Consider the following 18,552-nt stretch of genomic DNA (forward strand, 5'->3'; position numbering starts at 1 on the left):
ATCAAATCAAACACATCATAAAATTAAATAAAATGCATCATTAAAAAATAAAACATATCATTATAATAAGATAAAGACACATCATTATTAAATAAAACACATCGTTATAATAAGATAAAATGCATCATTAAAAAATAAAAACGCATCATTAACCATTGATTAAATACCACTAGATACAACACTCCAAGTCATCTTTTTTTCAAAAAAGGGGTAGAAATGGCATTCAATCATTCAATCATTCAATCATTCAATCATTCAATCATTCAATCATTCAATCATTCAATCATTCAATCATTCAATCATTCTGTCAAGCAATCAAGCAACGCTACCATACTTTTATCGCTTTTACCAAAACCGATTTAAAAATCCCCTATTTTTTATTATTCCCCCTTTCATTAACCCTTTTATTCCCCCTTTCATTAACCCGCACCGCAATCTTTTTAAAAAATTTGATTCCATAAGCCCCATTTTTAAACCAGTGGGGCTTACAGAGTTAAATTCAAAGGAGAAGACGATGACTCAGTTAGAAGATTTAAAAGTGCATGAAAAATATAATTTGTTGTTGTGCTTGTTTAAAAGTGGATACTACAATGATCCGGAAAATAGGGCAGAAAATAAGCCTTTTAAACAAGCTTGTGAGGAATGCACTTTGACTTTTTTTCGCCCAAGAATGGACAAAGTAGCTGAACATAAAGATTTTGAGAAAGTGCGTCAAGCAGATTATGCTGTTGCTATTGTGTATGAGAAATCAAATATTGAAGGGGTTAAAATCCAACGCAGTGTTTTTGCTCTAAAAATTGATCACTTTGAAGTTGATGATGGGGGATCGTTAGTGATTTATGGTGTTTGCGCTCAAAAAGGGAGCCAAGAATACGAAGAATTAGTCAATAAAAACGCATGGTGTCTTACAAATTCCCCACGACTTAACAATTCAATGAAATTGATTAAGAGAAAGAGTTAAGGGGTTATGGGTTTTTACCCATAAACTTATGAAAGGATTTTGATGGAATTGTTAAATTTAGACGGAGTGGTTGAAAAAGGCGTGTTTGAAATCCCCAGCTATCAAAGGGGGTATGCATGGCAAGAAAGGCAATTAAAGGATTTTTGGAACGATTTAGAGCATGTGTCCAAACTGGGAGATAAATTCCATTACATGCACAGCTTAACCTTAAGAGGGCTTGAAAATGAGCTTGAAGATAGCGCTTTTGAAATCATAGACGGCCAGCAACGATTGGCTACAAGCCTGATTTTATTAGACCTTTTAGCCAAAACCACCCAAAACAAAGACCCAAAGTATTCTTCAATGAATCTCGAACCCGTTCTGTCCTATAAGTATTATGGTTTAAATGAAGCTTTTAGGGCGATCATGGAAGAAGAAAAAGATTTAGAAAGGTTTCAAACTTCTTTTTACGCTAAAAATTTGATTGACGCTCATGCGTTTTTTAAAGAAAAAATCAGCGAGACGCCTGTTGGAACGCTTGAAAAAATGTTTGATGCCCTTATAAAGAAAATGCTTTTTAGCGTAGTGGAATTGAATGATAACCGAATCGATCCGTTCAGCTCTTTTGAAACAATCAACAATCGTGGCAAGGATCTATCCACTTTAGAATTGTTAAAAAACCGCTTGCATTTTGTAGCGCACAAGATTTGTAATGGACAAAAATTAGAAACGCTTCAAAAAGAAATCAATGACACCTACACGATCATTTATTACGATTTGAGATCCTTTGAAGATGATAATTTAGAGAGGTTTTTAAAGCATTTTGTGGCGTATTATTATGGCGAGAAAGGGGATTTTAAAAAGAGATTATTGGAAATGGAGTTTAACGCTCATAAAAGATACCACTCATCATATGATGAATATGAAAAAATAAATGATTTGTTACTTTATCTTTCTTATTCTTCTAATGTTTGGTATTTCTTGCACACGCTTGATGATGAAGAGCTTAGGATTGAAATCACGCCTAAAATGCGCGGCTTACTAGACAAAATGCGGCGCTTAAACGCTTTGAGCGAAAACGCTTTTCTGCCCTTATTGCTCTCTCTTTTAACCATACAGCTTGCTGTAAGAAGTGGCGATGAACGGCATTATACCACCAAAGAGTTGGAAGACCTATTAGAATATTTAGAGCGTTTTGGGTTTTTAATCTATGGGGTTGCTGGCAAGAATACGGCTAAAAATGAATGGATTGGATTAGCCTTCAAAGCGATTCAAGCGTGTAGATTTTAGGAAGATAAAATAACCATTGAAGATCTTCCAACGCTAGAAAAGAATTTTTTCAAGGGAAAGCATAGCGGCTTGGAATTGCTTGAAGAGAGTATCCATTCTAAAAAGAATACTGAAAAATGGTATCGGTGGGACAAGGCGCTGAATTACTTGCTGTATGAATACGAGTTGCACCATAACCCTGAAACGACTCTGAATTTTGATAGCAGTATAGAAAGCATTGAGCATATCCTGCCCCAAAAACCCGATCAAGGCTATAGCGCTAAAGAAAAAAGTTGGGCTAAAAATCCCCATGTCGTGCATGCTTTAGGGAACTTGCTCTTAATCCCTAAAAACGCTAACAGCTCTTTAAGCAACAAGCCTTTTGAGGAAAAAAGAAAGGCATACCTTAAAGGCTCTTATAGTGAAAAAGAAGTGGCTAAAAACGCTTCTTTTGGAGTCGCGCAAATCAAAGAAAGAAGCGAAAAATTATTAGACTTTTTGATCGCGCGTTATCGTATCGCTGAATTGGTGGGTGAAAGCGCCATTAAAGCTTTTAAAAACGCTCTTTTGAAAGACATTGAATGATGCGATTGTTCAAAAATAAAGGGTCTATTTTTAGCGCTTCACACCACAACAAGGAGGAATAAGCCATGCCAAAAAGATAAAAACCACCAAAAAACATTGAACGACCGATTATAGCGGGATTTAAAACAAATTTTACCAAGGAGTATTTTATAGGTTTTCAAAACGAAAATCAGTTAAAAGTAGGGGCGTTAGTCAAAGCCACGATCAACGACAAAGTGGTGGAGGCTAAAGTCATTAGCATTGGGTTCAATCGTGTAACCTTAAGGAGCGAAAAAGGCAACGAAGCCGCATACGCTTTCAATAGCGACAAATTCTTAAAGTGGTTCAATAAAGTTCCATTGACCGAGCATATGAGACTTCACGCTAAAAATGAAAAAAGCGCTGATGATTTGTTGAAAGGGATTAAAGTGGTAACTAGCGGACCGAGTGTCAAGGATAGGACTTCTACTCCTAAAGAGCCTAAAGAAAAAGAGGACAAGTATAAACTCTCTTTCGGGTTTGAGGAAAAAAGCGAGTCTAGTTTCTCGGTGGTAGCTAAAGACTATTTCCTTACTGATAGAAAAAGCAGGATTGGTGCGTTATTGACCCCTATGTTTTATCAAGGAAAAGGACATCAAGCTTCTGCTATCATTCTTACCGCTTTATCGTGTGCGGAGGGCTTAAATAAGCATAGCGACCTTGAGTAGGCTAAAATGCTTGAAAATCGTAATGTTGAAAATTGTTATTACGACACTTTTGATAATATGAATTTAGGCAATTTGACACTCTTTTGTAAGCTTATTAAGTTGTATGCGAGAGGTGATGAGGAGGCACAAGATTTAGGAGGTATTTGGGCTGAAATGTTACCTACTAATAAAGAGGAGGCGTTGTTTATCGCTCAACTCTTATGCGATGGTGGTATCAATAAGTATGATTTAAGTTGTGCGGGCTTAACTCCTAACTTATTAGCCGATAATCTTTGGTCTTATGGACTACGAGATGAGGACTATGATGATGAGGGTAATGTTATCGAGCCTGAAAATGAAAACGAGAGCGAGGCTAAAAATTTAGAAAACTAACCCCCCCTTACTCTCTTGTGAGGGGTCTCCTTTTTTTAATCTCTCTTTTAATTCTTCTTGTATCTTTATTTTTCAAATGTTGCTTGGCGTTTCTTGTATCTTTATTTTAGCTATAATCCATTTATAGCGTTCTTTTAAGAAATCGTGCGCAAATACCCGTTTTCGCTCAGCATGACATACAAGCGCCCCATGATTTCTTTCTTTTCTTCCATGTCCAGTTGGTTGTTGTCTTCAATTTTTTGTTTTAAAAGGCGCTCGATCTCTTTGGTGTCATAGTCTAAATCGTCTAGCACATCTAAAATCGTTTGGGCTTCGCAAATATCTTCCACTTCATAATCGCCTTTTTCATCAAAAACCACACTAAATTCCGTAGGGTGTGTGAATAAATTGTGTTTCATGCCTAAAACTTCTTGATACGCTCCCACTAAAAAGAACGCTAAAAAGTATTCTTCTTCATCTATGTCTATATCATGCAAAAACAAGGGTTTGGTGGAATCAAAAGCGATTTCCCCATCGCTATCGCAAGTAATATCCCACAAGCTCGCGCTCCTGGTGGGCTTTTCGTCTAATTTATTCAAGGGCATGACCGGGAAATTCTGCTTCAAGCCCCAATAATCCGGCAAGCTTTGGAAAAACGAGCAATTCAATAAATAGCGCTCTTGGACCTGCTCTTGAATGCGTAAAATATCGTTATGATCCTTAACATAAAGCAATTGCACCGCTTTTTTGACGATCAAATGGGCTAAAACTTCAGTGTTGCTCCTGTCAATCAAATCAATATAGCCTAGATCAAAAAGCGTGAATAGCGACTCGGTGTGATCAAAACTATCATGCAAGTATTCAATGGCGTTTTTTTCATTGATATTAGCGAGCAAGTCTAGCATTTCATCAATCAAGGGGGGGTTATTACTTTCTTTGATTTTTAGGGATTTTTCATTGTATTCATGCGAAAACAATTCTAACACCGGGGCCACCAAAACGGCATGGTTAGCAGAAATATAACGGCCTGATTCAATGAAAATATCCGGCTCGATTTCTTGCTTATTTTTCACAATTTCCCTCAATAAAAACACCACATCAGCGCTGAATTCTTCTAAAGTGTAGTTCTTGTCTTGGTGGTGCTTGTGTTGGGTGTATTCTACGGCTAACCCCCCTCCAATATTCACGCTATTAAGATTTTTAGCGCCCATTTTACGCAATTCTGCATACAAGTTTCCCGCTTCTCTTAAAGCCTTTTTTAAGGGCGAAATATCGCTGATTTGAGAGCCTATGTGGAAATGTATCATGTGGAAATGCTCTAGTAAGTCGTTTTCTTCTAAAAGGCGTATCGCTTCTAAAACTTCAGTGCTGCTAAGGCCAAATTTAGAATTGATCCCCCCACTCTTTGCCCAAACGCCAGTGCCAGCGCTGTGCAAACGGATGCGAATACCAATTTTAGGGCAGGCTACAAAATCGTTTTGTTTAGCCACGGCGATAATGGTTTTTAGCTCATTCAAACCCTCAATCGTTAAAGTGATCTCATGCTGCATGCTTTTAGCGATAAAGCCAAGCTCAATCATTTCCTTGTCTTTAAAGCCATTCACGGTGATAGGGGCTGTGGGGTTAGTGTAGCTCATCGCAATGATGAGCTCAGACTTGCTCCCGGCTTCTAAACCATAATCCAAGCCCTTAGCCCCCTGCACTAAAGGCAAAACAAACGAGGGCATTTGATTGACCTTTAAAGGGAAAACCGCCTTAAAAGCCCCGCTGTATTGATACTCTTTAATCGCTGAAGAAAACGCATCAAACAGGCTTTTGATTTGTTTTTGCACCAAATGGGGGAATCGCACCAACAAAGGCCCTCTATAGCCCTTATCGCGCACGCTTTGAACGATTTCTAAAAGCGAGGGGTTTTTGCCATGACAAACTTTAACCAAGCCTTTTTCTATCTTAAATTCGTTATTGCTCCAAAAATTAATCCCATAATCATGGACTTCTTGCATTTTCTATCCTTTTATCACGATAAGGTTTTAAAGAGGTTGGGGTTGTTTTTAAAATCTTTGATCGCTTCTTCATAAACCTTTTCAATTTGAATGACTGAATTTTCTAAAGTGTAGTTTAAAGCGCTTTTAGCGTATTCGTTTTGCATTCTTTCTCTTTCAAGCTTGTTTTCTAACCACCAGTCTATTTTAGCGCTCAAATCTTTAGCGTTATTAGGCTCAAATAGCGATCGCTCATCTAGAGCGAATTGCCTGGTTGCGCTTAAAGGGCTATTAGCGATAACAGGCACAACCCCCACGCTAATGGCTTCCAAACACGCAATCGCTTCGCTTTCCACATTGGCCGTGTGCACATAAAGGGTGCAAGTTTTTAAAATCTCTAACAATTCATTAGAATTGACAAACCCAAACTCCGTTTTTACGCCTAGTTTTTGGGCTAGAAGTTTGATTTTTTTCTCATCAGGCCCTTTGCCTTTGAGTAATAATACAATGTCTTGTTTGTATCGGCTTAAAGCAACCGCTTTAATGAGAACGCTTTGATTTTTTTCATTAGAATAGCGCCCTACCATAGCGATTTTAAAGGGCGTGGTGTCAAAAAGGCTTTTTTGCGGGTGTTCAAATTTAAACATGGGATCAAAGCCGTTAGAGATAGCGTATTTTTTCCCTCCATAGTTGTATTTTTCTAATTCTTCTACAATGAATTTTGACGGGCAATGGATATGGTGGATATAGCGGTAATGCGAAGATTTAAACCACGAAAAAAGCATCATGTTAAACCAAGAAAATTGCCCCAATTTCATGTTATAAGAAATATGCTCTGGCTGTAAATGGAAAGAGCCAATATAAGGCACTTGCATTTCTCGTGCGATTTTTACGGCTGTTTTTTCTAGCAAAAAAGGCAAATAAGTATGGATCATATCCGCTCCCTTAAAAGCCTTTCTTAAGATTTTTTCATCGGGTTTAGCAAAAAGAATGTGTTGTTTGTGTGAGATTTCTGTAACTAGGGGGATGTAGCGCTCTTTAAGGTTGTAATACCCTTCTTCTTCACTCCCTAAATTATCCACATAAGGGGCGACCACTCTCATAACATGCCCTCTTTTTTTCAGCGCTTCAAAAAAACGAAACGCTGTCATAGAAGTGCCATTACTGGTGTCTTTAAAGCTATCCACGACTAAAACAATAACCATTTAACTACTCTTCTTTAAAATTGAATTTAAAAGGCTTTTTATCAAACACCACGATTTCTATCATTCCCTCTAAAACCTGAATGTCTAACACAAACGCCTCTATTTTTATTTCAGCTTTTTTCACGCCATCTTGAATCACTTGCGCTTTAATGAGCGCTTCTTGATTCAATTCTAGGGGGGCGTAAAAATTGATGTTATTAGAAACCACCACGCTGTGCCTTTTATTCAGTGCACACAAGGCCGCATAATTGCACGCAATAAGCACAAACCCGGCATGCACAAAATTTTCTTCATACACCATGCTTTCATTGCCCTTGAAACGCGCATGGGCTATATCTTTTTCTAAAACGACTAGTTCAGTGCCAACGCTTGGTTTGAAATTCTTACAAGTCTCTAAAGAGTCATAATCCACACGAACGACTGATTCTTGCACTATCTTATCCTTTATTTAACGCTTGCTTGGTTTAAGCATTTTAAAATACCCTCTCAAAGGAGCGTCATACCCCTCTAAAGTTTTAGAGTGATCCGTTTTATCCAAAAAATCTTCCAAACTCTGCCCCAAAATAAAATCCGTTTTACGCTGTTCTTTAGGCGTGGTCTTTGAAACGCTAAGAATCTCAAAATTTTCAAACCCTACCCTTTCGCACCACCCTTTTAAAGCGCTAACGCTAGGGATAAAATAAACGTTTTTCATTTTAGCGTAAGTTTTTTTAGGGCAAAGGGCGATGTCTAGGGGCGAATCAATAATAAGTGTATCCAACACTAGCTCCCCTTTTATCTTTAAAGCATGATACAAGGCTTTTAAAGCTTCTAGCGGGCTTTTTCTGTGGTATAACACCCCTAAGCAAAAAATGACATCAAAAGCGTTAGGGTATTTTTCATGCAAATCCTCTACCCCCAAAGACTCGTAAATGATTTTTTTTTCTTTATCAAAAAAGGGGGCTAAAAATTCAAATTGTTTTTTGACTAAAACGCCCGGATCAAACCCCACCAAACTTTTAGGCTTATGTTCTAGCATCTTAAACAAGTAATAGCCGTTATTGCAACCCACATCAGCCACTATTTTGTCTTTTAAAGAAGTGGCGTTTTTGATTAGATCCCATTTAATAGAGCTATCCCATTCGCTATCAATCTTGATTTGAGAAATTTCAAAAGGGCCTTTACGCCATGGCCTTAACGCCATGATTTCTTCTAAAAGGGTTTTTGGATTGGACTTATCGTTACAAATCAGCATGACTTACCATAGCGTGGGGGTTTTTTTAAAAAGGGGGGGGTTTAAAAGGGATTCTAAATGATAGGAGCTAATCCCATAAATAAAAGCGAAATTAAACGCTAGATTTTTTAATTGCTCTTTAAGGTTGTTATGAGTGGTGTAACAATAAGGGTTATTTTTTTCAAAGAAAGCCACGCTGTTTTTACGACAAAACACGACAATTTTCCCCCACGATAAAGTCTCAAGGGCTTTTTGAAGCATCATTTCAAACAATTCTTTTGACGCCTCAGCAACAACCACCCTTGCCGTTGTGCCATAGGGGGCTATTTCTAAATTTTTATTCACAAAAAAGGGTTTGCAATGATCTAAAGGGTATTCTTTTTTACCTAAAAGGTTCAAATCAAATTCAATTTGTAATTTCTCGCACAATTGAATCACCCTTTTTAAAGGCTCTAAAAAGATGCATGGCATTTTGAATTCGTATTCTTGTTTTTCATAGACTAAAGTGCTGCAAAAAAACGATTGGTTGAGAACGATTAAACGGCTTTCTTTTAAATCTTCCTTTAAATCTTCTCTCAAGTGCTCTTGCTTATAAAACAAATGGAGCCACTCCAATTTATCAAAAAAGGCTATTTTACACCCCTCTATAATAAATAGATCTTCAAGGCTCTCTTTCAAGCACCACGCAAAATTGCTCACCATGATTTTAGAAGCGATCTCTAATTCTATGGGGCTTAATAACGCTCCAACCACGCGCTCATTCAATAAGCAAAATTTAAACAAATGGTTCAAAGAATGCTCTATATCTTTAAGCTTGATCCATGCCACATCCCTATCGCTTAAAGGGTATTCTCCTGCGTATAAAATCCCATAAGCCCCTAACTCTAAAGCTTTAGGAATGAGAGCATGATCTTTAGCGACAAATAAAGAGCCTTTTTGGACTTTGTTTAAAGACAAAACAATAGAATTAAAATAGCTGATTGAGGGCGTGTTTTGCAATTCGCCCAAACTCAATTCTACGGCTTCATTCACCCCTAATCGCATTTAGCTGATCAAACTTCCTGCAATTTTTTCTCTAGTAGGGCTAATTAAGGCTAGATTATCGCTATCTCGCACCGCTAAAATCATGCCCTCACTCATTTCGCCCATGAGCTTGGCGGGTTTTAAATTAGCCACCACGCACACCATTTGCCCCACCAAACTTTCAGGCTCATAATCCAAAGCGATCCCTGAGATGATCTGCCTCAAACGATTTTCGCCTAAATCCACTTTTAAACGCAGTAATTTATTGGATTTTTCAATCCTTTGAGCTTCTTTGATAAGCCCCACTTTGATCTCTACTTTCTTGAAATCCTCAATACTGATATAGTTTTCTTGTGTTGGTGGGGCTTTTTCTTTTTCTGCTTGTGTTGGTGGGGCTTTTTCCACTTTTTCCATTTTACAAAATAAAGGCTCGGTGTCTTGTAGAACCATATCTTGTAATTTTTTAGCCTTAAAAAAGCGTTCGTAATTATTGGGCGTGATTTCTACACGAAAAGCGCTCGCTAATTTCATAGCGCTCTTTGGCATGAACGCATAGAGCAAGAAACTTGATTGCAACAGCGCGTTTGCGATCAAGCTCAATAAGGCTTCTAGTTTTTCTGATTCGTTGTTTTTGTGCAAGACCCACGGCTCTTCTTTAGCGATGAGTTTGTTTAAAAAATCATAAACGCCAAACAATTCTTCTAAAGCTTTATGCAATTGCATTTTAGGCACAAAAGAATTAGCGTTATCTAAAATTTGATGCGCTTTTTCTAGCTCTTTAGAATAATAAGCGGTGATTTTGGCGCTTTTTAGAGAATAATTGAAATATTTTTTAGCCATGCCTAGCAAGCGATTCAACAAATTCCCCAAATCGTTATTCAAATTCGCGTTGATCCTTTCTACTAACGCTTTTTTAGAAAAATCCCCATCTTGCCCAAAAGGCACTTCACGCAATAAAAAATAGCGTAATTCTTCAATCCCATACTCCATAGCGAGCTTTTGAGCGTCTAAAACATTACCCAAGCTCTTACTCATTTTCACGCCCTCTATCGTCCACCACCCATGCACGCAAAGCTGTTTGAATAGGGGCAAATTCAAACTCATCAAAAAAGCCGGCCAATAAATGGCATGGAAGCGTAAAATATCCTTACCCACAATATGCCTAGCACATTCAAAATGCGCCATTTTATTGTCTAAACCGTTCAAATACCCTAACGCGCTCGCATAATTCAATAAAGCGTCCAGCCAAACATACACCACATGTTTAGGATCGTTCATTTTTTTAGGCAAAGGAATGCCCCATTCAAAGCTCGTGCGCGTGATAGACAGATCCAATAAACCCTGCTCAATAAAAGAAGTTACTTCATTTTTACGATAAATAGGCAAAATCGTTTCAGGATTTTTAGCGTAAAACTCCAATAAAGGCTTCTCATATGCGCTCAATCTGAAAAAATAACTCTCTTCTTCTAAAAGCGTGGTTTCTCTCAAGCAATCAGGGCATAAGACTTTATCACTCGTGTTGTCCGCTTTAGAAATCGCGCAATAACTCTCACAGCTCACGCAATAATACCCACTATAAGTGCCTTTATAAATATCCCCTTTTTCAAACATGATTTCAAAGGCGTTTTGCACGCATTTTTGATGCTCGCTGTCTGTGGTGCGGATAAAACCATCATAATCCAAATTGAAAAAATCCCACTGGTTTTTAAAAATCGCGCTAATGCTATCGGCGTAAGCTTTGGGGCTTTGATTCCTTAGTCTCGCGCTTTGTTCGATCTTTTGCCCATGCTCATCGGTGCCGGTTAAAAAAAAGACTTCTTCGCCTTGGAGCGTGTAATACTTCTTTAAAGTGTCCGCAATCAAAGTCGTATAAGCATGGCCAATATGAGGGATGTCATTCACATAATAAATGGGGGTTGTGATCAGTGATTTTTGCATCTTTATAATCGTGTTACCTTAAATTTGTTTAAATCTCTTAATTTTAACATGCTTTTAAAAATTTAGAGAATAGAGGTTGAATTCATGCTTATTCATGGGGTGTTTTTAGCTTAAAATTCATTATAATTAACGCTCAAAAAATTGAAAAATGAGTTAAGGAATAGACAGATGATTTCAAAATTTTTGCTCAAAAGCATGTTCAAGCAGTGGAAAAACGGCGATTATCAGGTCGTTTTTTGGGACAATAGCGTTTATAGGAATGGTGAACATTTGCCTAAATTCACCCTTAAAATCCATCGCCCCCTAAAATTTAGCGACATTAAAAAAGACATGTCTTTGACGATTGCTGAGGCTTATATGGACGGCGTGATTGATATTGAAGGCTCTATGGATGAGGTGATGCACTCTTTGTATTTGCAAACCAATTATGAGCATTTGCACAAGCATGATAGCGCTAAAGCCGTTCAAAAACCCCTTAAAGAAAGCTCCAACATTTCTAAACATTACGATTTAGGGAATGACTTTTATTCTATCTGGCTGGATGAAACCTTAAGCTATTCATGCGCTTATTTCAAAAAAGACGATGACACCCTCCACGCCGCCCAACTCCAAAAATTAGATCACACTTTAAAAAAACTCCACCTAAAACCTGGCGAAAAACTGCTGGATATAGGCTGTGGTTGGGGCTATCTCTCTGTAAAAGCTGCACAAGAATACGGGGCGGAAGTGATGGGGATCACCATTTCTAGCGAGCAATACAAACAGGCTAACAAACGAGTCCAAGAACTAGGGTTAGAGGATAAAGTAACGATCAAATTATTGAATTACCAGGATTTAGATGGGCGCTTATACCGCTTTGATAAAGTGGTGAGCGTGGGCATGTTTGAGCATGTGGGTAAGGATAATTTGCCCTTTTATTTCAAAAAAGTTAAAGAAGTGTTAAAGAGAGGTGGGATGTTTTTGCTCCACTCCATTTTATGCTGTTTTGAAGGCAAGACTAACGCATGGGTGGATAAATACATCTTCCCGGGTGGCTACTTGCCCTCTTTAAGAGAAGTGATGAGCGTGATGAGCGAATGCGACTTCCACTTGCTCATGGCTGAAAGCTTACGCATCCATTACGCCAAGACTTTAGACATTTGGCGAGATAACTTCAACCACAATCTAGACCAAGTGAAAAGACTCGGCTATGACGAAAGATTTATCCGCATGTGGGATCTGTATTTAAGGACTTGCGCTTCCGCTTTCAGGGTGGGGAGCGCGGATTTATTCCAATTGCTCTTAACCAACAGCGTGGATAACACTTTCCCCTTAACCAAAGAATACATCTACCAATAATTTTAGATTTTAGCCCCTTCTTTTAGGCTAACTTCTGGCAAACTCTCCACATACAAGCTCTGTGATGGGAAAGCAAAACTCAAATGGTGCTTTTCTACAATCCCCATGATTTTTAGCATCACGTCTTCTTTGACTTCTAGCCACTCTTCCCAAACCACTGTTTTAGAAAAGCAATACACTAAAATATTAATAGAGCTGTCCGCAAACTGATCTAAAAAGACAAACAGATTGTTTTTATACCCTAAAAAATCGTCAATAGAAACAATATCTTTTTTAAACATGTAGCGGTAATCGCTCGCGTTTTGCAAAGCACTATCGGCTCCATTGGCGATTTTAGGGTGGTTTTCTAACATTTCTTTAATGTCTTTCACGCAAAGCTGTAAAGCACTTTGGCTAGAGCTATAGGTTAAGCCTATTTCCATTTTAATACGCCTCCCCACTTTACGACGGCTCCAATTCCTGATGGGTTTTCCGGCTAATTCTGAATTAGGCACGGACAAAAGAGCGTTATCAAAAGCCCTAATTGTGGTGCGCCTTAACCCCATTTCCACCACCGTGCCTTCCACTTCACCGCACACGATCCAATCCCCTTGAGAAAACGAATTGTCTAACAATAAAATAACAGAAGCAAAAAAATTCGCCAACACGTCTTTAACCGCCAAAGCCACCGCTAACCCCCCAATCCCTAAAGAAGCGATAATGGCTGAAACGTTAAACCCTAGTTGTTTCAAAACCCCTAAAAGCGCGACAATAAAAATCAAAAAATACACGACTTTTAAGATCAAGTTGATCACTTCTTTTCTAAAATTGTGCGTGCTTTTGGTAGCCATATTCGTAACCAACGCTTCCCCATAGCCTTTAAAAAGTGCTATCACTAACCATGCTAAAAGCATGATATACACCGCGCCCACCCACATAGAAACTTTAGGGGGCGATGCGTTAGGGTAGTAGAAAATGTCTAAAGCCACATCGCAACTGAATAGGGCTAAAAAGACAGAAACCGGCGAAACAATGCTGCTTTGCACATTGACATGCATTTTTTATTGCGTTGCATGATTTCAAAAATACGATCTAATAATAAGGCTAAAAGCCAAGTGATCAATTTCCTTAAACCCAGCAATAAGGCTAAAATCATCAAAGCCAGCACGATCTTACTCACTTGCAAGCTATGGGTTGTGAAAGGCAAAACCTTGCTGATTTTGTTTAACACAAAATCCATATTCACTTCCATGATCAAGTTTTTAGGAAGCACTTCTTTAGGGTGGTTTTTAATGTAACGCAAGACTTCGGTATAAGTGTTCAAACGCAATTCATAATCGCTAAACATCTGCTCTAATTCATGCATTTTGACATTGCCTAAATTTTTAGGGAAAGTGTAGAGTTTGAATTGCCCTAAACGCAAAAGGAAAGCATCGCTGATACTTTCCACATCTTTTTGTTCGCTAAAAATATCAATACTGCTCCTGATTTTATCTATAAAACGATACAAAATTTCATCTATCAACAAAATATCTAAAGACAATCTATCTTTCATGAAAGTGTAGAAATCATCGCCCTTAATGCTTTTAGACAAACGCTTTTTGATTTTTTCTTGCTCTTTTAAATTTTGATTGATATCAATCCCGATCTTATCCCTTTCATTCAACACTTTAGAAGTCAAACTTTTAATCAAGTCGTTCTTTTGGGTGTTATACAGAGAGACTTCAGCGCTTCTTTCAGGGTTTTTTTTGTAAGTTTCAATGACTTGATTGAGTTGGTTGATTTGATTGAAAATCAAAAACAAATCCACCGCATCTGTTTCATGCTCTTCAACCGCTCTCAAAGGATTTAAAAAGAGCGATAATACCAATACCCACCACAATAATAAACGCATGCGAAACCCCACTCAAACAAGATAAAATTTTTCTCACAATTTCTAGCGATTATACCAAAAATCAGAAACGCTTCGCCCCATAAAGTTACCCATGCAATTTGAAAACGCTTTTTATTTATCCCTAAAAAGCGGGCTTTAGCTCAATTGTGAGCCTCTTTTTAGATCGCTATATCCTTGATGCGATGCTTTGAGTATTTTTACATTTTACAATTAAAATACAGCCTTAATTTTTAACAAATCTTGCTTTATTTAATATTTTTATAGTAGGATTTCGCATAGACCATAGTCAAAAAGCTTTCCCTGTTCGGTGCAATAAAGTCACGCATAATGTACATGTCTTTTATTCTTACATATTTCTCATTTTTTAGATTTTTGTAACCGCTTTTATTAAATGTTTTCATGTAAGATTTGTGTTTTAGGAGTTTCCAACCCTACTTCTTGTCATTGGGCTATTTTGATGATCAATCTTTAGAAGAAAAAACCATAAAAATGTAGTATCCTATGCCTACAAGAAAAACAAGAATTAAGAAAATGAGCAATCCCCACTCTAAAGAATCCATAATTCCTCTTTAAAAAATGTCAAAAGTGGTGCGCTTGGCAGGACTCGAACCTGCGACCTACGGCTTAGAAGGCTGTTGCTCTATCCAGCTGAGCTACAAGCGCATTATATGGTATTAATGTCAGGTGGTACGCCCGAAGGGAGTCGAACCCCTAACCCCCAGATCCGAAGTCTGGTGCTCTATCCAATTGAGCTACGAACGCTTACAATTCAAATAAAGGAATGACTAACATAAACTCGGTAAAACGCTTATTTTATGAGATGGGGTGGAAGATGGGAATTGAACCCACGACCCTCAGGACCACAATCTGATGCTCTAACCGACTGAGCTACTCCCACCATTCAACGAAAGGAAGCGATATTCTACCAAAGAATTTTAAACAGAACAACAAATTACGCAAAAAGTGGTCGGGGCGAAAGGATTCGAACCTTCGACCCCTTGGTCCCAAACCAAGTGCGCTAACCAGACTGCGCTACGCCCCGAAATTTTCACATGAAGCGTTATTATAGCTGAATTTTCTAATTTTTGAGCGTAATTTTTCAAAAATACCGCTAAAAATCAAAATTGACGCTCAAAAAACACCTAATCCAACTCCCCCACCCTTTTAAAAGCTGCTTTTTTAAAAACAGCTCTCAATGATTTTTAAGCTTTTTGTTTCTTAAAAACTACTTTCGTTTTTTCATTTCACTAGAAACTTTTTCATAACGTTCCATGTGTTTTTTGCTTAACTCTTTAGTGATATGCACCATCACTTTGTGATAGGCTTGATTCATGATTTTTTTAATGGCTTGATCATGGTCGGTTTCCTTAATCCTATGCACAAAAGTTTTGGGGACAAAACCTCCAGAATTGGTGCGCCGCAATTCCACTCTTTCAATCACAGCCTTAATCTTTGAAACATCAATACCAAAACTATGGATAATGTCTTCACTTTTTGGCTCAACAAAATTCAAATTCAAATACCCTGAAGACATGTCTATCACTTTTTCTTCATTAAGCGCATCGCTCTCTTCTACAATATCTTCCAAAATAGCCACATTCCCATCCATGCGTAAAACGAGCAACGCTTTTTCTTTGATGTCTTGAGGGATTTCGCTAACATCTTTAAATTGCGAAACGCTATAGCCCTTTCTCTCTAAAAAACTACTCAGTTGGAGGAACAAAGACTTCTCAAACTCTTTTTGATAATTTTCAGGGATAACTTTATTAGCCTCTATCTTAGGATCGATTAAGACAACTAAATGGCCATTTTTAGGCTCTTGCTTGCCTTTAATAGGATAGTGGAAATGCAACTCCACTGACTCGCCCATATTATTGTGCTGCTGCTTCATAGGCATTCCATCAGCTAGAGCCGTATAAAACGCCCCACTCGCTAGTAACGATCCTAAAACGATTGCCAAACTACCTTTTTTCATTAAATTCCTTTCTTTCTTTTTATTTAAAATCAATTCCTAATCTTACCCAAAAAATCCCACTTTTAGCGCTATTTTTTAAGATAATCATTCCCATTCAATCGTTCCTGGCGGCTTAGAGGTAATATCATACACCACCCTATTGATACCGCTCACTTCATTAGTGATGCGGTTAGAAACCTTTTCTAAAAAAGAATGCTCTAAAAATGAAAAGCTCGCTGTCATGCCATCACTCGCGTTTACCGCTCTTAAGCAAATAGCGTTTTCATAAGTGCGATTATCCCCCATCACCCCCACAGAATTGACATTCAACAGCACGCAAAAAGCTTGCCAAACCTTGTCATACAAATTGGCTTTTTTAAGCTCCTCTATAAAAATAAAATCCGCTTCTTGCAAGCGCTTGATTTTATCCTCACTAACCTCGCCTAAAATCCTTACAGCAAGTCCAGGCCCTGGAAAGGGGTGGCGCATTAAAAAATCCTGGCTAACGCCTAATTCTTTACCTAACGATCGCACCTCATCTTTAAACAATTCCCTTAAAGGCTCTATGAGTTTAAAATCCATCCATTCAGGCAGTCCGCCCACATTATGGTGGGTTTTGATCACTTTTGAAGGCCCTTTAACGCTCACGGATTCAATCACATCAGGGTATAAAGTGCCTTGGGCTAAAAATTCAATTTTGCCTTTTAAATGGTGCTTTTTGGCTTCTTTTTCAAACACTTCAATAAAGGTTTCGCCGATGATTTTTCGCTTCAATTCAGGCTCGCTCACGCCCTTTAATTTAGACAAAAAGATTTCTTTAGCGTCTATCGTGTTTAAAGGGATTTGCAAGTCTTTAAACATCGCTTGCACCCTTTCTTTTTCATTTTTACGCAACAAGCCATGATCCACAAAAACAGCGATCAAATTATCCTTAATGGCTCTGTGCAATAGCGTAGCGACCACCGTAGAATCCACGCCCCCACTCACCGCGCACAACACCTTAGCGTTAGCGATTTTTTCTTTCAACCTTACAATTTCTCTTTGAGCGAAATGCTGCATCCCCCAAGTTTTTTCACAGCCGCAAACTAAAAGGGCAAAATTTTCTAAAATCTTACCCCCTTCTTCGCTTTGAACGACTTCTGGGTGGAATTGCAAGCCAAAAATCTTAGCGCTTTCAATCGCGCAATGGGGGGAATTAGGGCTTTTTGCAAGGGTAGTGAAGCCTTTAGGCAATTCTATGACTTTATCCATATGACTCATCCACACAAGGCTTTTAATTTTCACGCCTTCAAAAATCACAGAATCTTGAGCGATTTCTAAAACAGCCTTACCAAATTCCTGCTCATTCGCACCAGCCACTACCCCCCCAAAAAATCCACCAAATACTGCATGCCGTAGCAAATCCCTAAAATCGGCACATTCAAATCAAAGATTTTCTCGTTAGGCTTGTAAGCGTCTTTAGCATACACGCTCGCTGGCCCCCCACTCAAAATCAAACCTTTAGGGGCTTTTTTTTGAATGTTTTCTACGCTTTCAAAAAAAGGGACTATTTCTGTATAAATCCCGCTCTCTCTCAATCTTCTAGCAATCAGCTGTGTGTATTGGCTCCCAAAATCTAATACTAAAATCATCTCTCATTCTTTATTTTTGTGGGATCTGTGTTTTATTGTATTGATTTTTGTAATTCACCCTATAGCTTTCAGCCAACTCAGGCGCTTTTTGCACAAACCAGCGTTCTAATTTTTCTAGTTCGTATCTGTAATTTCCACCTTTTGAGCAATATTGAGAATCAATCAGCGAAAACACATAGAGCGTCTTATTTTCTTTAGATTGGAATAAAAACTCCTTATAGAATAGCGCTTTTTTAGGCATGCCACTCATCAGAGTCTCAGACAATAAAAAAGCGTCAAAATCACAAAGCACTTTTTTACTCAATTTGTTGCTTTTGGTAACCACAAAAATGATCTCTTTTTTCATGTCTTGTTTAAAAGCTAATGAAAGCACATTCAAAAAGGGCGGAGTCAAACTTTTATCCACCCTAACCTTAAAAGCTTTAGAATCCCCTAATAAGACCCCCATAAATAAAACCAACCCCACGCAACATTTCAAACTCGTTTGAAAAATATTCATCTTTTATCCTTTAAGTGTCAATATTGAAAACAGAAATTAAACGCATTGATTGGGTATTATAATAT

At 38.1% G+C, this 18,552-nt stretch carries 13 protein-coding genes, 4 tRNA genes and 4 pseudogenes; 5 read left to right on the top strand and 16 right to left on the bottom strand.

What is annotated here, in order from left to right:
* Window positions 1-173 precede the first annotated feature (173 nt).
* The 4 genes and pseudogenes from D2C72_04265 to D2C72_04280 all read left to right on the top strand — a co-directional run bounded on the left by D2C72_04265 (window position 174) and on the right by D2C72_04280 (window position 3,852).
* Window positions 174-461: a hypothetical protein gene (locus D2C72_04265; GenBank protein QEF44186.1), complete on the top strand. Its 288-nt coding sequence runs from the start codon at window positions 174-176 to the stop codon at window positions 459-461.
* 53 nt (window positions 462-514) lie between these two features.
* Entirely contained in the window at window positions 515-961 is a 447-nt protein-coding gene (locus D2C72_04270; GenBank protein ID QEF43547.1) for a hypothetical protein, read from the top strand.
* 42 nt (window positions 962-1,003) lie between these two features.
* Window positions 1,004-2,794, top strand: a pseudogene (locus tag D2C72_04275) (DUF262 domain-containing protein).
* A 149-nt stretch (window positions 2,795-2,943) separates the two neighbouring features.
* Window positions 2,944-3,852: pseudogene (locus D2C72_04280) on the top strand (hypothetical protein).
* 134 nt (window positions 3,853-3,986) lie between these two features.
* Here the strand turns inward: D2C72_04280 and speA are convergent.
* From speA to D2C72_04310, 6 genes are read right to left on the bottom strand one after another with little or no spacing between them, the layout of a single operon-like run.
* On the bottom strand, window positions 3,987-5,834 hold the full coding sequence (speA, locus tag D2C72_04285; protein ID QEF43548.1) for an arginine decarboxylase: 1,848 nt from the start codon (window positions 5,832-5,834) through the stop codon (window positions 3,987-3,989).
* Window positions 5,835-5,848: 14 nt separating this feature from the next.
* On the bottom strand, window positions 5,849-7,018 hold the full coding sequence (locus D2C72_04290; GenBank protein QEF43549.1) for a glycosyltransferase family 4 protein: 1,170 nt from the start codon (window positions 7,016-7,018) through the stop codon (window positions 5,849-5,851).
* A 4-nt stretch (window positions 7,019-7,022) separates the two neighbouring features.
* The gene (locus D2C72_04295) at window positions 7,023-7,451 is read right to left on the bottom strand and encodes a PaaI family thioesterase (protein QEF43550.1); all 429 of its coding nucleotides are present in this window, start codon (window positions 7,449-7,451) and stop codon (window positions 7,023-7,025) included.
* A 15-nt stretch (window positions 7,452-7,466) separates the two neighbouring features.
* Window positions 7,467-8,252: a tRNA 5-methoxyuridine(34)/uridine 5-oxyacetic acid(34) synthase CmoB gene (gene cmoB, locus D2C72_04300; GenBank protein ID QEF43551.1), complete on the bottom strand. Its 786-nt coding sequence runs from the start codon at window positions 8,250-8,252 to the stop codon at window positions 7,467-7,469.
* A 3-nt stretch (window positions 8,253-8,255) separates the two neighbouring features.
* The gene (locus D2C72_04305; protein QEF43552.1) at window positions 8,256-9,275 is read right to left on the bottom strand and encodes a ferrochelatase; all 1,020 of its coding nucleotides are present in this window, start codon (window positions 9,273-9,275) and stop codon (window positions 8,256-8,258) included.
* Entirely contained in the window at window positions 9,276-11,192 is a 1,917-nt protein-coding gene (locus tag D2C72_04310; protein QEF43553.1) for a methionine--tRNA ligase, read from the bottom strand.
* A gap of 168 nt (window positions 11,193-11,360) precedes the next feature.
* Here D2C72_04310 and D2C72_04315 point away from each other — a divergent pair, with 168 nt between their 5' ends.
* Entirely contained in the window at window positions 11,361-12,530 is a 1,170-nt protein-coding gene (locus D2C72_04315; GenBank protein QEF43554.1) for a class I SAM-dependent methyltransferase, read from the top strand.
* A gap of 2 nt (window positions 12,531-12,532) precedes the next feature.
* Here D2C72_04315 and D2C72_04320 read toward each other — a convergent pair.
* The 10 genes and pseudogenes from D2C72_04320 to D2C72_04365 form a co-directional block, all read right to left on the bottom strand.
* Window positions 12,533-14,403: pseudogene (locus D2C72_04320) on the bottom strand (mechanosensitive ion channel family protein).
* A gap of 245 nt (window positions 14,404-14,648) precedes the next feature.
* A pseudogene (locus D2C72_04325) lies at window positions 14,649-14,868 on the bottom strand (hypothetical protein).
* Between the two features lie 121 nt (window positions 14,869-14,989).
* Window positions 14,990-15,066, bottom strand: a tRNA-Arg gene (locus tag D2C72_04330).
* Window positions 15,067-15,088: 22 nt separating this feature from the next.
* Window positions 15,089-15,165 (bottom strand) — tRNA-Arg (locus D2C72_04335).
* A gap of 59 nt (window positions 15,166-15,224) precedes the next feature.
* A tRNA-His gene (locus tag D2C72_04340) sits at window positions 15,225-15,301 on the bottom strand.
* A gap of 66 nt (window positions 15,302-15,367) precedes the next feature.
* A tRNA-Pro gene (locus D2C72_04345) sits at window positions 15,368-15,445 on the bottom strand.
* A gap of 183 nt (window positions 15,446-15,628) precedes the next feature.
* Complete coding sequence (locus D2C72_04350; protein QEF44187.1) at window positions 15,629-16,378, bottom strand: 4-hydroxyphenylacetate catabolism regulator HpaA; 750 nt, start codon at window positions 16,376-16,378, stop codon at window positions 15,629-15,631.
* A gap of 84 nt (window positions 16,379-16,462) precedes the next feature.
* Window positions 16,463-17,716 (bottom strand): glutamine-hydrolyzing GMP synthase, encoded by a 1,254-nt coding sequence (locus tag D2C72_04355; protein ID QEF43555.1) that lies wholly within the window; start codon window positions 17,714-17,716, stop codon window positions 16,463-16,465.
* Window positions 17,716-17,988 carry a hypothetical protein gene (locus D2C72_04360; protein ID QEF43556.1) on the bottom strand — a complete coding sequence of 91 codons (273 nt, stop codon included), beginning with the start codon at window positions 17,986-17,988 and terminating at the stop codon, window positions 17,716-17,718. The genes D2C72_04355 and D2C72_04360 overlap by 1 nt, the downstream gene beginning before the upstream one ends.
* A gap of 10 nt (window positions 17,989-17,998) precedes the next feature.
* A complete protein-coding gene (locus D2C72_04365) occupies window positions 17,999-18,487 on the bottom strand; it encodes a hypothetical protein (protein ID QEF43557.1) in 489 nt (162 codons plus the stop codon).
* Window positions 18,488-18,552: the final 65 nt, after the last annotated feature.

The sequence above is a fragment of the Helicobacter pylori genome, from assembly GCA_008032955.1.
Classification (GTDB): domain Bacteria; phylum Campylobacterota; class Campylobacteria; order Campylobacterales; family Helicobacteraceae; genus Helicobacter; species Helicobacter pylori_DC.

What these genes read in the sequence shown, in the direction of transcription:
- D2C72_04270 (QEF43547.1), top strand. Translation starts at nt 515, where the DNA reads ATGACTCAGTTAGAAGATTTAAAAGTGCATGAAAAATATAATTTGTTG.
- speA (QEF43548.1), bottom strand. Translation starts at nt 5,834, where the DNA reads ATGCAAGAAGTCCATGATTATGGGATTAATTTTTGGAGCAATAACGAA.
- D2C72_04290 (QEF43549.1), bottom strand. Translation starts at nt 7,018, where the DNA reads ATGGTTATTGTTTTAGTCGTGGATAGCTTTAAAGACACCAGTAATGGC.
- cmoB (QEF43551.1), bottom strand. Translation starts at nt 8,252, where the DNA reads ATGCTGATTTGTAACGATAAGTCCAATCCAAAAACCCTTTTAGAAGAA.
- D2C72_04305 (QEF43552.1), bottom strand. Translation starts at nt 9,275, where the DNA reads ATGCGATTAGGGGTGAATGAAGCCGTAGAATTGAGTTTGGGCGAATTG.
- D2C72_04310 (QEF43553.1), bottom strand. Translation starts at nt 11,192, where the DNA reads ATGCAAAAATCACTGATCACAACCCCCATTTATTATGTGAATGACATC.
- D2C72_04315 (QEF43554.1), top strand. Translation starts at nt 11,361, where the DNA reads ATGATTTCAAAATTTTTGCTCAAAAGCATGTTCAAGCAGTGGAAAAAC.
- D2C72_04350 (QEF44187.1), bottom strand. Translation starts at nt 16,378, where the DNA reads ATGAAAAAAGGTAGTTTGGCAATCGTTTTAGGATCGTTACTAGCGAGT.
- D2C72_04360 (QEF43556.1), bottom strand. Translation starts at nt 17,988, where the DNA reads ATGATTTTAGTATTAGATTTTGGGAGCCAATACACACAGCTGATTGCT.
- D2C72_04365 (QEF43557.1), bottom strand. Translation starts at nt 18,487, where the DNA reads ATGAATATTTTTCAAACGAGTTTGAAATGTTGCGTGGGGTTGGTTTTA.